The following is a 15,035-nucleotide window of genomic DNA, read 5'->3' on the forward strand; positions in this document are numbered from 1 at the left end:
CGATTATGGCACTTATCAAGACAAAACACAACCGTAGATCGTTTTTAAAAGTTTCTGCAGCCGGGGGCGCAGGACTGATGTTGCAGTTCAGTTGGTTTTCAGGTTTGGCACAAGACACAGCAACTCCTGCTGAGGCTGCCTTTGACCTCAATGCTTACATCAAAATGAATGAAGACGGGACGGTGACTATTTTTTCACCCAATCCTGAAATCGGTCAAAATGTAAAAACCTCGATGCCGCTTATTGTAGCCGAAGAGTTGGATGTGGCCTGGGATCAGGTTAGCGTAGAACAGGCACCATTAGATACAAAAAAATTCAGTCGTCAAATCGCCGGTGGAAGTCAGTCTATTCGCGCCGGTTGGAACGGATTGCGTATGGCCGGGGCTACCGCGCGTTATCTTTTTGTGAGCGCCGCTGCAAACCTGTGGAATATTCCTGCAGAAGATCTGGTAACCGAAGCGGGTATGGTAAAGCACTTGCCTACCAATAAAAGCATCGCGTATAAAGAGTTGATCGGTGATGCTATCAGTATCGAACTTCCTGAAGAAGTGAAGCTGAAAGAACCTAAAGACTTTAAACTTATTGGGACCGCGGTTAAAAACGTAGACGGGGTTAAGATCGCTACGGGAAAACCATTGTTCGGTTTAGATTATATGGAAGAAGGCGCCGCCATTGCGATGCTTATTCATGCGCCTGCTTTTGGGATGCAACTTAAAAGCTTTGATGCTGCCGAAGCGAAAGGGATGCCGGGGATCAAAGAGGTGTTTACGATAAATACCTCGTTAGAAAAACCCAGTTGGGCAGATGTGAATGCATTTAACGAACTCATCGTAGTCGTGGGCGACAGCACCTGGCAGGTGATGCAGGCGAAGAAAGCGGTAAAAGCCGAATGGGAACGCGTATCTGCCGCTGAAAGTTCTGCAGCGCATTTGGAGCAATTTGCTTCTGTGTTTGAAGGAAAGGGAGAAGTAGCCCGTCAAGATGGAGATCCTGATGTAGCTTTTGCCAATGCCGATACCGTGATCGAACGCACGTATTTTGGTTCGTTTTTGGCACACAACACCCTGGAGCCGATGAACTTTTTTGCCGATGTTAAAGCAGATTCAGCGCGCTTGATCGGTCCTATTCAAACGCCGGAAGCTTTACGCGGTTCAGCTGCTGCAATGCTTAACATTCCTGAAGATAAGATCCACGTAGATATGACCCGTATGGGAGGGGGATTTGGTCGCAGATTGTATGGAAACTTCGGTCTCGAAGCTGCTGCTATTTCGCAGAAGATAGGAGCTCCGGTAAAACTCATTTACACCCGGGAAGATGATATGACGCAAGGTACTTATCGTCCATCATATACTTTAAAATATAAAGCCGCATTGGATGTCGATAAAAACCTGACGGCCTTTGAAGTGCAGGGAAGCGGTATTCCGTCAAGTCCGGTGTTTGCCAATCGCTATCCAGCGGGAACCTTAGCCAATTATCGCGCGGAGAACTTTGGTATTGATACCAATATTTCAACAGGAGCCTGGCGTGCGCCGCGTTCTAATTTTACCGCTGGAGCAGAGCAATCCTTTATCGATGAGGTTGCTGAAGCAGCAGGTAAAGATCCTATTGATTTTAGATTGGAGCTTTTTGATAATGCGATCGCCAATCCGGTAGGGGAGCGCAACGATTATGATGCCGAGCGTTATGCCGGAGTTCTAAAACTCGTGCGTGAGAAGAGTAATTGGGGAGCCGAGATCGACGGCGTTTACCGCGGTGTTTCGGCATATTACTGCCACAATTCGTACGTAGCACAGGTGATCGACCTCGTGATGGATGATCGTGGAAATCCAGTAGTGAAAAAAGTATGGTGTGCTGTAGACTGCGGAATTGTGATCAACAAAGAAGGCGCATTAAATCAAATTGAAGGTGGAATCGTAGACGGATTAGGACACGCGATGTACAGTCAGTTGACCTTTAAAGACGGTATGCCGGAGCAACAGAACTTTGACCGCTACCGCTTGATCAGAAACAACGAAGCCCCGCTGGAGATCGAAGTGTTCTTTGCAGAGAACCAGATCGCACCCACAGGATTGGGCGAACCCGGCTTACCTCCGGTTGCAGGAGCTCTGGCCAGTGCCTTGTATAAAGCCACTAGCAAGCGTTATTACCGTCAGCCGTATATGATCCTGGAGCAGGAAACGCAGATCTTAGGTTGATGGTTTTATTCCATAATTTTAAAAAGCTACTTCTTACCGGAGGTAGCTTTTTATGTTTTACGACTTTTGTATAGGGAGATTCAGAAGGCTTATGGCTATAGTCTGCTTGTTCCTTTATCCATCCTTAAAGGTTTACTGGCTGTAACCATACCGCTACCATAGCTTAGGTATGCTTTTGCTACGCGTGAAGTACGGGTGAACCTCGGGTGAACTACGAATGAACGACGGGTAAACTAATGCCTGGGGAGCTTGGCAACTGCTTTGAAGCTTTAAAGTAGTTTAGCGCAGTTTGGAACTGCTGTGTTAATATACGCAAAATGAAGTTTAAGTTTTTACCACGCGATGCAATTCCCTATACGCTGTGCGTTTTTCTTAACTGCGGGTTTTGAGCGACAGATAACCCGATCGCTTAGGGATTCTACCTCGCAATCCTTAAAGGGATCAGGTAGTTTTATAGTCTGTAATTTAAAACCAAAACTATGCGTTTTTTTGAAATTGTATTACTGCTCGTGCTTACGGGGTTGCCTTTTATATGGAAGCCTCTTGCACGGCGTATACCACTCGTACTTATTCTCGGAGTACTTGCTGCACTAGTTGTGCTTCAGCTTGTGCTCGAAGGCTATCGCTGGCAGTTGTTGCCGGCTTATGTTTTAGTACTTATTTTAACGGCACGTATTCTGTTAACCGACGCCACACAAGCTTTTCGGTTTTCGGTGCTGGCTGTTTTAAGAGGCTTAGGTTACGGTATTTTACTGGGTGTCGCCTGGGTTTTGCCGGTAGTGCTTCCTGTTTTTGATTTGCCGCAGCCCAGTGGTGCTTATGCCGTGGGAACCGATACCGTACTTGTGCAGACAGCCAGAGACGAACCTATCACTGCAACGCCTGAAGATCGGCGTAAGTTTATGGTGAAGATCTGGTATCCGGCAGCTCCCAAGGCAGCAACTACTACGCCGGAAGCTTACGTAGATGATGCCAGTAGAGCCGGTTTTGCGACGAAGTACGGCTTGCCTGCTTCAGCACTGAATTATTTAGACCATATACAAACCTATGTTTATCCTGAAGGCAGCATTGCAGAGGGCAGCTTTCCCGTGTTGCTGTTTTCTCACGGGTATGGCTCCAAAGCTACGGGCTATTACGCTTTGCTCAGCGAATTGGCCAGTCAAGGCTATGTGGTGATCAATATGAATCATACCTATGAAAGTCTGGGTGCGGTCTTTCCAAATGGTGAACATGCCTATTTTGATTATGAATATCAGCAACGTCTTGCAAAGGATGCGATGCAAACCATCACACCCATTCAGGAGGCTTTTGCTAATGGATTAACTTTTGAGCAGCGGCATCCCATTGTACAGGAAGCGGTTCAAGATTATTTTGAAGGCGCTATTCAAGCGCGTTGGGTGGCCGATATGCAAAGTGTTTTAAAGCTATTGCCGAGGTGGAATGCTAACGGAGCTTTGAAAGGACATTTACAACTGGATGCCGTGGGCGTTTTAGGACATTCGGTAGGAGGGGGCGCTGCAGGCAGGTTGGCACTCGTAGATGATCGCATTAAAGCAGGTGCTAATTTAGATGGAATACAATGGGGCAAAAAGATCGATACAGTTTTTCAGAAACCTTTTTTATACGTTTCGGCAGATTGGCCGCCGGAACACGAGGATCTCAATGCACATATTTATCATAAAAAAAGCACTTCGGTTTTTTATGAATCCAAAATCTTAGGATCGGGACATCCTAATTTTATGGATATTCCTTTTATGATTCCTGTGCCCTCGCTCTCCGGAAGTGGAAGCATCGATCCCGAACTGGGAATGGAAATCATCACTCAATTGGTCGCCGGTTTTTTTGACACGCATTTAAAGCATCAAGAATCCGTTAACCTGAAGGCTTTAGCAGAACGCTATGAAGCGCTAGAACTAAATGTTTATGAAGGAATGGAGGAGTAGTAAATTGTGCGTTCTTAGTCGGTTTAGTTAGTGGAATACCACGCGATACAATTGCGCGGCAACTGGGCAGCGCCATAATAGGGAAACGCGACAACAATATCTACTCCTCAAATGTAAATTTTCTAACTTTCTATTGCTCCTGCGCGATTGCATCGCCGCGCAGAGGTTATTAGCGATTTCGGTATCTTTTTGAACATCTTAGGTAGTGTTAATGTAAAAGTCAGGATTAAACTTTGTTGGTCTTTACCACGCGATACCATTCCCTATATGCATAGGGGCAGGAAGTTCGGTAACAGAGGAACCGAACCTAAGTTTAGATTTAGTAAAGAGGATTATTTTTGGTTTTACCACGCGATACAATCGTGCGGCAACAAAAACAACGCCTACATCAAAAGATATAGGCGTTGCTGCGTTCTGGTTGGTTGTTAGCAGTTCTCTGAATGTTTTGAAGACTAACTTTCTTCTTCACCCACTTCTTCAGCTTGGGTGGTGACCGAGCCGGTGCTGGCGTTACCATAAACCGGCGTTTCATTTCTTAGGATGTCGATGACGCGGGCAAAATTTTCTGCGGTCATATATGGCGTTTCTTCGCGTTTCCCTTGAAAGGTGGTAAAATAGAATTTCCCCATATCGATCTTAGGATCCCAAAGCGCTTGATAGCCGTTTAATTTGGTCCATCCTGAAGTTCCTTGTGCATAATGTGGCATAACTTAAGTTTTTTTGGATTCGTTTGATACAAACTTAACGAGGCTATGCATCACATTATCAGAGCGGTTGACCCTTTTTGAAAAGGAAATCGCTCTTATTTTTTTACGGGAAATGACCCTGAAGGTAGTGGGTAGGATCTTCCCACGCGATACCATTCCCTATATGCATTGGGACAGGCAGCGCGGTAACAAGAGGGTAACTCGAGATGGGTTTATTTTTTTATGTTGCTCCTGCGCGATTGCATCACGCAGGGATTATTCTAGCTTCTTATAATTTTTTATCGTGTGGCAATGTGGGGACGATATAATCTTGTGATTATGAGAAATGCTAGATGGTTAATTCTTTCATTAAATCAATTCTATTAATGAAATATCCTAAGTCTAAACCTCCTTCTCTAGAATTAGAGAGATTTTCAAGGATTCTAAGCAAACTGTTGTTTTTGTCTTTACAAATTACACAATTAATCAAGAGCTCATTACTACCTGTCTCTTCATTAAACTTAAAAAGATTATTTTGGTAATAATTTAAATGTAAGTAATTGTTATAAAAATTAATTAGATGTGCTTCTAATAAAATAAGTGCATTCTCAGTTTTCTCTGTTTTATTTGATATAACTGTTTTTAAAAAATTTTCCTGTAACTCATGAATATTTAGTTTTTTAAACTTTAGATCATCAAAAAACGACCTTCTATCAATTTTTAAATAAGATAAAAACAATAATATTTCAGGTATTACGTAAGAGTTTGAGTTAAAACTACGCAAGGAAATTCTAGCTAGACTAAAAATTTTTTCTTGCTGTCTCAAAGTCAGATTTTTGTTTGTAAATATCAAGTCGGTTACCTTCAAAAAATAATTTGAATCATTTTGTAATTCTCTCAACTGCTTTCTTTCCGGAGAATCAAAAAAGTCTTTAAACTTAAAGTGTTCAAATAAGTATTTATAGAATAAATCTTTATTTGGTTCTGGGATCGAATATTCTAAGTCAATAAACTTTCGTAAGTACTCTTCTGAATTTAAGGAGTCACTACCATACACACCTTTTACAGCACTTCCTAATTGATTTTTATCAATCGATAAAACGAAGATTATATTTGGTACCGAAAAAAAATGTTTGATTTGTTCAAGTATTGAGACAGCATAATTAGGTCTACACCTATCCAATTCATCAATAATAAAGATGAAAGGTTTACCATTGTATGCGTCAACTATAAAATCTGCAAGACTTGTCTTAAACTCATTAATACTATTTTTTCTGTCTACATAATCATTCACCTCATTTTCAAATATATCAGTAAGGCCCTTGGTGATTTCTGTAATAGCTTCCTTTATAGTCTTTGTGTCAACGTATTTATCAGCAATGGATTGAACAATTGCAGGGCCAATATGCTTAGACATAATAGCCGCCTTTTTAAGCGTAGATTTAAACTTTTGATTATTTGCAGATTTAGTTAACGACTTCAATTCACCCATTATAGCAGTTAATGGGTTATTTTCAAAGTCATTTTCCCAGGCATTAAAATAAATTGATTTATGGCCTTCGTTAATGAGTTTTTGTTGCCACATTTTTACAAATGTCGTTTTTCCTGTACCCCATTTGTTATTGATAGCTAGGACAAAACCGTTAGAGTAGGAGTTAACAATATTGGTTAGAATATCAGCATATTTTTCTCTTTCCAGTTTACAGTTTGCAAATGGGTTTGTGGCTGGTATTTCTAAATCAGGATGCTTTATATTCATACAGATAAAATATGATTAGTTACCATAAAACTACCCAATTAAAAACACGCAACTACCACACAGTCAATATTGTTATTAATAATTTATCAACGAAATGTGATTACTTTCGCGTCAGCATAAAACAAAAAAAAGCGACATCAATACGATGTCGCTTTGGGTTTATACGAGCAATGCTCTTCAGTCATTTTCTACCAGATCGCTTTGATTGCGAAACACGAGTTCGTCATCAAACGCATCCAGTAAGATGATACTGTCTGTGGTGACCTTGCCGCCTAAGATCTCTTTAGACAGTTTGTTCAACACTTCTTTCTGTATGGTACGTTTTACAGGACGAGCCCCAAACTCCGGTTGAAAACCGCGGTCTGCCAAAAACTTGATGGCTTCGGCCGTAGCATCTAGCGTGATGCCTTGTTTAGCCAACATACGGGTCACGCCTTTGAGTTGTAAACTCACGACCTGCTCGATGTCTTTTCGCGTAAGCGGGGTAAACATCACGATATCGTCTATACGGTTTATAAACTCAGGACGTATGGTTTGTTTCAACATCCCCAGCACTTCGGTTTTTGCACCTTCCATCGCGGTCTCAGGATCTTTGATGGTCTCAAATTTCTCCTGTATGATATGACTTCCCATATTTGAGGTCATAATGATGATGGTGTTCTTGAAGTCGGCAAGGCGGCCTTTATTGTCTGTAAGTCTACCTTCATCAAGCACCTGTAACAGGATATTAAAAGTGTCTGGGTGTGCTTTCTCGATCTCGTCAAGCAAGATCACACTGTAGGGCTTGCGACGTACGGCTTCGGTCAACTGCCCGCCTTCATCATAACCCACATATCCCGGAGGCGCGCCTACCAGACGGCTCACGCTGTGACGCTCCTGGTATTCACTCATATCTATACGGGTGATGTTGTTCTCATCGTCAAACAGGTATTCTGCCAGTGCTTTTGCGAGTTCGGTTTTACCCACCCCGGTGGTCCCGAGGAATAAGAACGAACCTATAGGTCTTTTTTGATCCTGCAGGCCGGCGCGGCTTCTGCGCACCGCATCACTCACGGCGATGATCGCTTCTTCCTGGCCTACTACACGTTTGTGCAGTTCGCCCTCCAGGTGCAGCAATTTCTCGCGCTCGCTTTGCAGCATTTTGGTCACGGGGATTCCCGTCCATTTGGCTACCACTTCGGCGATGTCTTCGCTGGTCACTTCCTCTTTAATAAGGCTGTTATCGGCTTGTGCCGCCAGTTGCTCCTGCAATTTTTCCAGCTCTTCCTGTGCCTGTTTGATCTTACCGTAGCGTAACTCGGCTACCAGACCATAATTGCCTTCGCGCTCGGCACGCTCGGCTTCCAGCTTAAAGTTCTCTATATCCTGCTTGGCGTTCTGGATGTTGTCTACCACATCTTTTTCGCTCTTCCACTTGGCGTTGATCTCGTTGCGTTCTTCTTTAAGATTGGCAAGATCGGCGCGTAAGGACTTGAGTTTATTCTCATCCTGCTCGCGTTTGATCGCCTCGATCTCGATCTCGAGTTGCATAATCTTACGGTCGAGTACATCAAGCTCTTCGGGCTTGGAGTTGATCTCCATACGCATTTTTGAAGCCGCCTCGTCCATCAGGTCGATCGCCTTATCGGGTAAAAAGCGGTTGGTGATATAGCGTTGCGAAAGCTCTACCGCTGCAATGATCGCGTTGTCTTTGATGCGCACCTTGTGGTGGGTCTCATACTTTTCTTTGATCCCACGTAAGATGGAAATCGCAGACTCGGTATCCGGCTCAAAAACACTCACTTTCTGGAAGCGTCGCTCTAAAGCTTTATCCTGTTCAAAGTATTTTTGATACTCGTCGAGTGTGGTTGCACCTATGGCACGTAATTCTCCACGAGCCAAAGCAGGCTTTAAGATGTTTGCAGCATCCATCGCACCCTGACCGCCACCGGCACCTACAAGGGTGTGGATCTCGTCTATAAACAAGACGATATCACCGGCACTGGTAGTTACTTCTTTGATCACGGCTTTCAGACGCTCTTCAAACTCACCTTTATATTTTGCACCTGCGATCAAGGCTCCCATATCCAGCGCCCAGATCTGCTTTTCCTGAAGGTTTTCTGGTACATCGCCGTCGATGATTCGGTGGGCGAGACCTTCGGCGATCGCGGTTTTACCGGTACCGGGTTCACCGACCAAAATCGGGTTGTTCTTAGTTCGACGTGAAAGGATTTGCAGAATTCTGCGTATCTCTTCATCACGGCCAATCACCGGATCGAGCTTCCCGTCGCGGGCAAGTTGGTTGAGGTTTTTGGCGTATTTGCTTAGCGAATTATAGGTTTCTTCAGCACTTTGCGAAGTCACGCGGTCGCCTTTGCGCAATTCTTCAATGGCAGCTTTCAGGTGTTTTTCGGTAACGCCTTGGTCTTTTAAGATCTGTGCGATCTTGCTGCTCGATTTAAAGATCGCCAGGATCAAATGCTCTAAAGAAACATACTCATCGTTCATTTTTTTGGCGATGTTGCTGGCTTCGGTTACCGTTTTACCGGCTTCACGAGAAAGCATAATATCGCCGCCGCTTACTTTAGGAAAACTGGTAAGCGTGCTCTCCAAAATCTGCTTCAACAGATTTACATTCACATCCAGTTTCTGGAGTAGAAACGGAGTAACGTTCTCATCAACTTCAAGAATGGCTTTAAAAATATGCTCATTCTCGATCTGCTGATGGCCGTACCCTTGAGCAAGCGCCTGGGCTTGCTGTACGGCTTCTTGTGATTTTATGGTAAAATTATTAAAGTTCATCGTGTTTGTATTTCGATGTTGATATGGCAATAGCTGTACCAAATGTTAAAACCGACTTTTAGTCAGTTATTTTCGGTTTTTAGCTGTCTTTTTGTCGGTTGTAGTGCTTTGGATTTTCTTAATACAAAAGCCGATTAAGTTTCCTTAAATTTACAAACGACTTGAGTTTACAAGCGTTAACAAACCTTAAAAAGAATTAGATTATGGGACTTTTTGATCTGTTTAAAAGTCAGCGAGATATTGCAAAGGAAGAGATAAAAGAAATGAGCTGGATACCGCTTGAGCGCATGGAGCAGCTTGACGAGATCGCTGAGCGCTCTAAAGCCGTACCGGTGGTTATTTTTAAACACAGTACCACTTGCGGCATCAGCCGCATGGCGCTGCGTAGTTTTGAAAAAGCTTACGCTTATGATAAAAAGCAGCTAGAACCTTATTTTCTGGATCTTAAAGCGCATCGCGACATCAGTAACGCCATCGCAACAAAATTCAATGTGCAGCATGAGAGTCCGCAATTGTTATTGATCAAGAACGGAACAGCCACCTATCATACGTCTCACGGCGCGATAGATGCCGCAAGTCTGGCCGATAAGTTATAAACATTCAACTATTTAAAAAGCAAAACCCGGAGCAAGCGCTCCGGGTTTTTTTATACCTATTAAATGGTTATTTCTGTTTGTAGAAGGCTAACTCTAATAAACAATAACCGTAGATTTTAACAGGTCAGTTGATAATGAGTTTGTGAAAACCCAATATTGTTACAATTATAGTAAAAAAATTAAAATTATGTTAAAATAAACCGCCGCCATCTGCTTCATTATCATCGCGGTTCTTGCGCTTCTTCGCTCTAAACTTACTGTCGCCAAAACGGTAGTTGAATCCAACGTAAACCGTGTTGCTTTCCCAATTGAATTGACCTTCAAGCGCATACGGACTCACAGCAGTAAAGCGGGCTTTCATCGTATTGAAGATATCATTGTAGTTCAAGCTGATGGTTCCTTTTCCTTCAAAAACGCTGTAACGTGCGCCAACATTGGTCATAAACATCGATTTGTTGCTAAACTGGATGCTTTGTCCCGGGCCTCTGAACATTGCAAAAGCGGTAAAGGTGAGCTTCTCGGTCGCTGTAAAATTATTGATGACGCGGGTATTAAACACCGAGTTGGTCACTTCGCGTTCGGTTAAAATAATATCATCAACCGTTGGATTGTCGATATCGGTATCTAAAGCTTCTGAAATTCCGCTTTGCGTCTGACTGAACAGGTCAAAACTCGCATTGACACTCCACCAGCTGAACGGCTTATAATTGGCACTTACTTCAAAACCGTAGGCAGTCGTCGAGTCGAAGTTGTCATTGGTCAAGACTGCACGATCCAGATTGAACCGGTCTACATAAACCGCCTGATTGATCTGATCTTCGATGATGCGGTAAAACACACCGGCAGTAATGCTTCCTTTCCCCAGCGATCGCGTGTAATTTGCTTCTAACGAATTGGTAAACTGCGGACGTAAATTCACATTTCCGTATTGAGTTACCAGCGGCGAACTCCATTCTCTAATAGGATTTACCTGCCCAACACCGGGACGGTCAATTCTTCGGCTGTAACTTACCTGATACTGATTTTTTTCCGAAGGATTAAAAGTTACATAAGCCGAGGGATACAACTCAAAATAATCGTTGGTAAACGCACGCACACTATTGGTATCTGCAACCACATTTACCTGCTCTGCTCGCACACCGGCTTGATATGACCATTTCTCATAGTTCTTTCCATAGGTTACATATGCCGAATAAATATCTCTGCTGTAGTCAAAAAGTGTGTTAGGCGTAGGAACCAGATTGCCTGCTGCATTGTAAGATTGTCCGGTACTGCTGTAGCCAATATCGGTGTTGAACAAGATCGCTTGTAAACCAACTTCCAGTTTTTCACTTTCAGACAGCGGATTTACATAATCTAAATTTAAGGTAGTGCGATCGCGCTTGGTATCTACAAAATCTTCATAGTCTGCAAGTGGTGTTGCGCCGGTAAAGTCAAAGAAGGTGTCTTCGTCTGCGTCAAACGTATTGTAATCGGCTTCAAACTCGATGTTGTGTCCTTCTTTTTCAAAATCAAGCTTGTAGTCAAAGTTGTACTGCTGCGAGTAATTATCCATATCTGCGCCAAAATCCTGCATCAGATTGCGGCTCATATCATCGGCATAAACAATGTTGATGTTTCCGCCGGGAGCGCCTTTAAAGCTGTTTTGAGAAGTGAATACCGAAAGCGTATTCTTATCATTAAGGTACACGTCAAGACCCACTTTAAGCAGGTGTGAATTCTGGTCGTTCAGCATATCAAAAAATTGTGTTGAATTATCGCCTTCGCGATAGATCGTCCCATAATTCGCACGTTTTGCGATGCTGTTGCTGTAATTAGAATACAGGTTGAATTTACCGTTGCGGTAGTTCAAATTCAAACCACTGTTAAACTGCGGATTTTTCTCATAAGCCAGACCGGCGCTTACATCACCATTAAAACCGATGTTCACATTTTTATGCAATACAATATTGATGATCCCGCTCATTCCATCAGGGTTGTATTTGGCGGAAGGATTGGTGATCAATTCGATCTTTTTGATCGAGTTAGACGGAAGCTGTTTTAATAACTGATCTGCAGGAATGTTAGATAATTTTCCGTCAACCATCACTTGCACGTTGCTGTTTCCGCGTAGCGTGAGTGCCCCGGATTGCTGATCGAGATTCACCGACGGAATGTTATTCATAATATCTGCTGCTGAAGCTCCGGCAGTGGTCAGATCTTTCCCTACGTTAATCACCTTACGGTCGATCTTTTGCTCGATCGTGGTGCGTTCTGCGACAATATTTACTGCGTCTAATTCTGCGGGAACCGCACTTAAATTGAGTTTGCCCATATCGTTGGTACGGTGCTCGCGGTCGATCTTCAGGTCGCGTTCAAAGGCTTCATACCCCATAAATTGCACTCTCAGGGTGTAAATACCTTCTGGGATCTTGTTGATCTCAAAAACACCATCGTCGTTGGTGATCCCGCCGGTTACGGTTTTTTCACCTGCGTTGATCACTACGGTGGCGTAAGGAATAGGTTGGTTAAGGTCGGCATCCATCACCACGCCGGTTACCGAGCCGGTCACTACTTCATTGGGCTTAGGCTGCGCAAAAAGCAGAGTGGTACAAAGGGTGAGCATAAGGCATAGAAGCCCTTGGTTAAGTTTCATAACTGTTCGAATTTTTGTTGATTGATAAAACATAATACTTTGTAATGCATACTAGCAAAACCAAAGTACCCCGTGATTAGCGGTTTATTAAAAGACGAACGTGTATCAAATCTGTTACAGTAAAAGTTACCTTTATTTTTGAATAACTAATTTAAATGTTTTCATTCGACTGAATGTAAGTGGTTTATTGAAGTTGTCGAGGTGCATATTATTTCGATACTTTGCTGAAAATTTGTTCAACTTAAGTCCGGAAGTGTCCCGAGTTCAATTGTTTTTTACTGCGGAAAAATCAGGGTTAGAATATGAGGAAGTTTAAAAAAAGAAAACCCGAGACCGCTAAACCTCGGGTTTTCAAGCTTGAACGCTAGAAATTAACACTAACCATCAAAACTAATTTATAAACGATTCAAACTTGGAAGTCGACTTCTATTACATAGACCGTATAAAAAAGATATTGTTACAGCTGCAGGAAACCTTTAACTTTGATTTATGAAAGCAAAGAAAACGCTGGTGCTTGGCGCCTCTCTAAAACCTATACGCTACTCGTATATGGCGATACATAAACTGGTAAAGAATAATCAACCTGTTGTGGCGATCGGTTTAAGGGCGGGAGAAGTCGCCGGAGTATCCATAGACACAGGTAAGCCGGAGTATGAAGATATTGACACAGTTACGTTGTATCTCAATGCACAGCGTCAGGAAGCCTATTACGACTACATCATAGGACTGCAACCCAAACGCGTGATCTTTAATCCCGGAACTGAGAATCCGGAGTTTTATAAACTACTGCAAGAAGCAAGTATTGAAGTGGATCCTGCCTGTACCTTAGTGCTTCTGAGTACGAATAGCTACTAAGCCCAAAAAGGTCAGGAGTCCGTTTAAGATCAAGATAAAGAATCCAAATTCAAAATTGAGATACGTCAAGGTTAACTGACTTATGGTATATCCTAAAATCGGCGAAGCGACGGCAGCAATTGGAACTAGCTTGTCTTTTACCTGCCATTTTGTAAATAAGCCAAAAGCGTATAGGCCTAATAAAGGTCCGTAGGTATACCCTGCAAAAACAAACAATCTGGCGATTACGCTTTCATCGGCGATCAGGTATTTAAAGCCTATAATGACCAGGATCAAAAGCAAGGAGGCGGCCACGTGTATTTTTTTACGAATCGCAATTTGCTTCGCCTGATCATACTTTTTCTCGATCCCTAAAATATCAATACTAAAGGACGTCGTGAGCGAGGTCAGTGCGCTGTCTGCACTAGAATAAGCCGCAGCGATCAAGCCCAAAATGAAACAGATGGCAATTCCAAAGCCTAGTCCGCTTTTTGTAGCGATGTATGGGAAGAGGTCGTCCTTTGAAGCTTCAATCCCGTTTTTTTGTGCATACACGGTGAGCAAGACACCAAGGGCGAGAAATATAAAATTCACCACGGTGAGTACGATCGTGAACCAAAACATATTTTTCTGAGCATCTTTCAGACTTCGGCAGGTAAGGTTTTTTTGCATCATATCCTGATCGAGACCGGTCATCACAATGGCAATAAAGGCCCCGCTGATGAATTGCTTAAAGAAGAAGTCTTCGCTTTTCCAATCGTCAAAAAAGAACATTTGCGATAGATCGCTTTCCGCAATAAAATTAAAAAGAGATCCCGCGCTTAATCCCAGGTCGGTCGATACAAAATAGATCGCCACGCCCAAGGCGGTAAGCATAAACAAGGTTTGCAGCGTGTCTGTCCATACAATAGTTTTGATTCCACTTCTAAAGGTATAGAGCCAGATGAGCAAAATTGTGATGGTCACGGTCACCCAAAACGGAACCTGCATGCTGTCAAAAACCAGCAGTTGTAGCACATTAGCCACGAGGTATAATCTAAAACTCGCACCAACTACACGGCTTAGCAAAAAGAACGACGCCCCGGTTTTATAAGAGGCGGTTCCAAAACGTCCTTCGAGATAGGTATAGATCGAAGTTAAATTCAAACGGTAGTAGAGCGGAAGCAGGACGAGACTGATGACCGCATACCCCACGGTATACCCTAAAACCACCTGAAAATAACTGAACTGAGAAGCTTCAACCCAACCCGGCACCGAAATAAAGGTCACGCCAGAGAGTGAGGCGCCTATCATCCCAAATGCCACCAGATACCACGGCGACTGCTTACTCGCTTTGAAGAATTCTTCGTTTGATCCACCTTTTCCGGTGAAGTAGGAGATGAGCATTAGCGTGATAAAATAGCCAGCAATTAAAAGGAGAATTGTTGTGGGTTGCATAGCGTTTTCAGGGTTTAATAGAATCGCGCACGAAGATACGGTATAAAACTTCAAATCACTTCAAGCAGAAAATTTAAAGGGGTGGCGTACTTTTGTAGTCTATAAATACCATTGTGCTTCAAAAGCCAATAAACGATTTTGAATGCGTATCTTCGCAGCCTTTTTACGG

Annotated in this window: 9 protein-coding genes; 4 read left to right on the top strand and 5 right to left on the bottom strand. The window is 43.1% G+C overall.

Features of this window, described 5'->3' with window-relative positions; all coding sequences use genetic code 11:
* The first annotated feature begins 5 nt into the window (after window positions 1-5).
* Window positions 6-2,195, top strand: a complete 2,190-nt coding sequence (locus WA338_RS12685) for a xanthine dehydrogenase family protein molybdopterin-binding subunit (RefSeq protein ID WP_336093586.1) — start codon at window positions 6-8, stop codon at window positions 2,193-2,195.
* A gap of 479 nt (window positions 2,196-2,674) precedes the next feature.
* Window positions 2,675-4,138, top strand: a complete 1,464-nt coding sequence (locus WA338_RS12690; RefSeq protein WP_009780845.1) for an alpha/beta hydrolase family protein — start codon at window positions 2,675-2,677, stop codon at window positions 4,136-4,138.
* 452 nt (window positions 4,139-4,590) lie between these two features.
* Here the strand turns inward: WA338_RS12690 and WA338_RS12695 are convergent, their stop codons facing one another.
* From WA338_RS12695 to clpB, 3 genes are all read right to left on the bottom strand, one after another.
* Window positions 4,591-4,845 (bottom strand): hypothetical protein, encoded by a 255-nt coding sequence (locus WA338_RS12695; RefSeq protein ID WP_009780844.1) that lies wholly within the window; start codon window positions 4,843-4,845, stop codon window positions 4,591-4,593.
* Between the two features lie 328 nt (window positions 4,846-5,173).
* Window positions 5,174-6,583 carry a KAP family P-loop NTPase fold protein gene (locus WA338_RS12700; RefSeq protein ID WP_009780843.1) on the bottom strand — a complete coding sequence of 470 codons (1,410 nt, stop codon included), beginning with the start codon at window positions 6,581-6,583 and terminating at the stop codon, window positions 5,174-5,176.
* Window positions 6,584-6,760: 177 nt separating this feature from the next.
* Window positions 6,761-9,364 carry an ATP-dependent chaperone ClpB gene (gene clpB, locus WA338_RS12705; RefSeq protein WP_009780842.1) on the bottom strand — a complete coding sequence of 868 codons (2,604 nt, stop codon included), beginning with the start codon at window positions 9,362-9,364 and terminating at the stop codon, window positions 6,761-6,763.
* Between the two features lie 203 nt (window positions 9,365-9,567).
* On the opposite strand from clpB, the gene ytxJ reads away from it, so the two are divergent.
* On the top strand, window positions 9,568-9,960 hold the full coding sequence (gene ytxJ / locus WA338_RS12710) for a bacillithiol system redox-active protein YtxJ (protein WP_272985689.1): 393 nt from the start codon (window positions 9,568-9,570) through the stop codon (window positions 9,958-9,960).
* Window positions 9,961-10,150: 190 nt separating this feature from the next.
* Here the strand turns inward: ytxJ and WA338_RS12715 are convergent, their stop codons facing one another.
* Window positions 10,151-12,595: an outer membrane beta-barrel family protein gene (locus WA338_RS12715; protein WP_336093593.1), complete on the bottom strand. Its 2,445-nt coding sequence runs from the start codon at window positions 12,593-12,595 to the stop codon at window positions 10,151-10,153.
* Window positions 12,596-13,084: 489 nt separating this feature from the next.
* On the opposite strand from WA338_RS12715, the gene WA338_RS12720 reads away from it, so the two are divergent.
* Window positions 13,085-13,450 carry a CoA-binding protein gene (locus WA338_RS12720; protein WP_336093595.1) on the top strand — a complete coding sequence of 122 codons (366 nt, stop codon included), beginning with the start codon at window positions 13,085-13,087 and terminating at the stop codon, window positions 13,448-13,450.
* Here the strand turns inward: WA338_RS12720 and WA338_RS12725 are convergent.
* The gene (locus tag WA338_RS12725; protein WP_009780838.1) at window positions 13,421-14,866 is read right to left on the bottom strand and encodes a sodium:solute symporter; all 1,446 of its coding nucleotides are present in this window, start codon (window positions 14,864-14,866) and stop codon (window positions 13,421-13,423) included. The genes WA338_RS12720 and WA338_RS12725 overlap by 30 nt on opposite strands.
* Between the last annotated feature and the right edge of the window lie 169 nt (window positions 14,867-15,035).

This window comes from Leeuwenhoekiella sp. CH_XMU1409-2, assembly GCF_037029365.1.
In the GTDB taxonomy this organism is placed as follows: domain Bacteria; phylum Bacteroidota; class Bacteroidia; order Flavobacteriales; family Flavobacteriaceae; genus Leeuwenhoekiella; species Leeuwenhoekiella blandensis.

Excerpts from the sequence above, each read along its gene's own strand:
- WA338_RS12700 (WP_009780843.1), bottom strand. The coding sequence starts at position 6,583 with ATGAATATAAAGCATCCTGATTTAGAAATACCAGCCACAAACCCATTT.
- WA338_RS12685 (WP_336093586.1), top strand. The coding sequence starts at position 6 with ATGGCACTTATCAAGACAAAACACAACCGTAGATCGTTTTTAAAAGTT.
- WA338_RS12720 (WP_336093595.1), top strand. The coding sequence starts at position 13,085 with ATGAAAGCAAAGAAAACGCTGGTGCTTGGCGCCTCTCTAAAACCTATA.
- ytxJ (WP_272985689.1), top strand. The coding sequence starts at position 9,568 with ATGGGACTTTTTGATCTGTTTAAAAGTCAGCGAGATATTGCAAAGGAA.
- WA338_RS12725 (WP_009780838.1), bottom strand. The coding sequence starts at position 14,866 with ATGCAACCCACAACAATTCTCCTTTTAATTGCTGGCTATTTTATCACG.
- WA338_RS12715 (WP_336093593.1), bottom strand. The coding sequence starts at position 12,595 with ATGAAACTTAACCAAGGGCTTCTATGCCTTATGCTCACCCTTTGTACC.
- WA338_RS12690 (WP_009780845.1), top strand. The coding sequence starts at position 2,675 with ATGCGTTTTTTTGAAATTGTATTACTGCTCGTGCTTACGGGGTTGCCT.
- clpB (WP_009780842.1), bottom strand. The coding sequence starts at position 9,364 with ATGAACTTTAATAATTTTACCATAAAATCACAAGAAGCCGTACAGCAA.
- WA338_RS12695 (WP_009780844.1), bottom strand. The coding sequence starts at position 4,845 with ATGCCACATTATGCACAAGGAACTTCAGGATGGACCAAATTAAACGGC.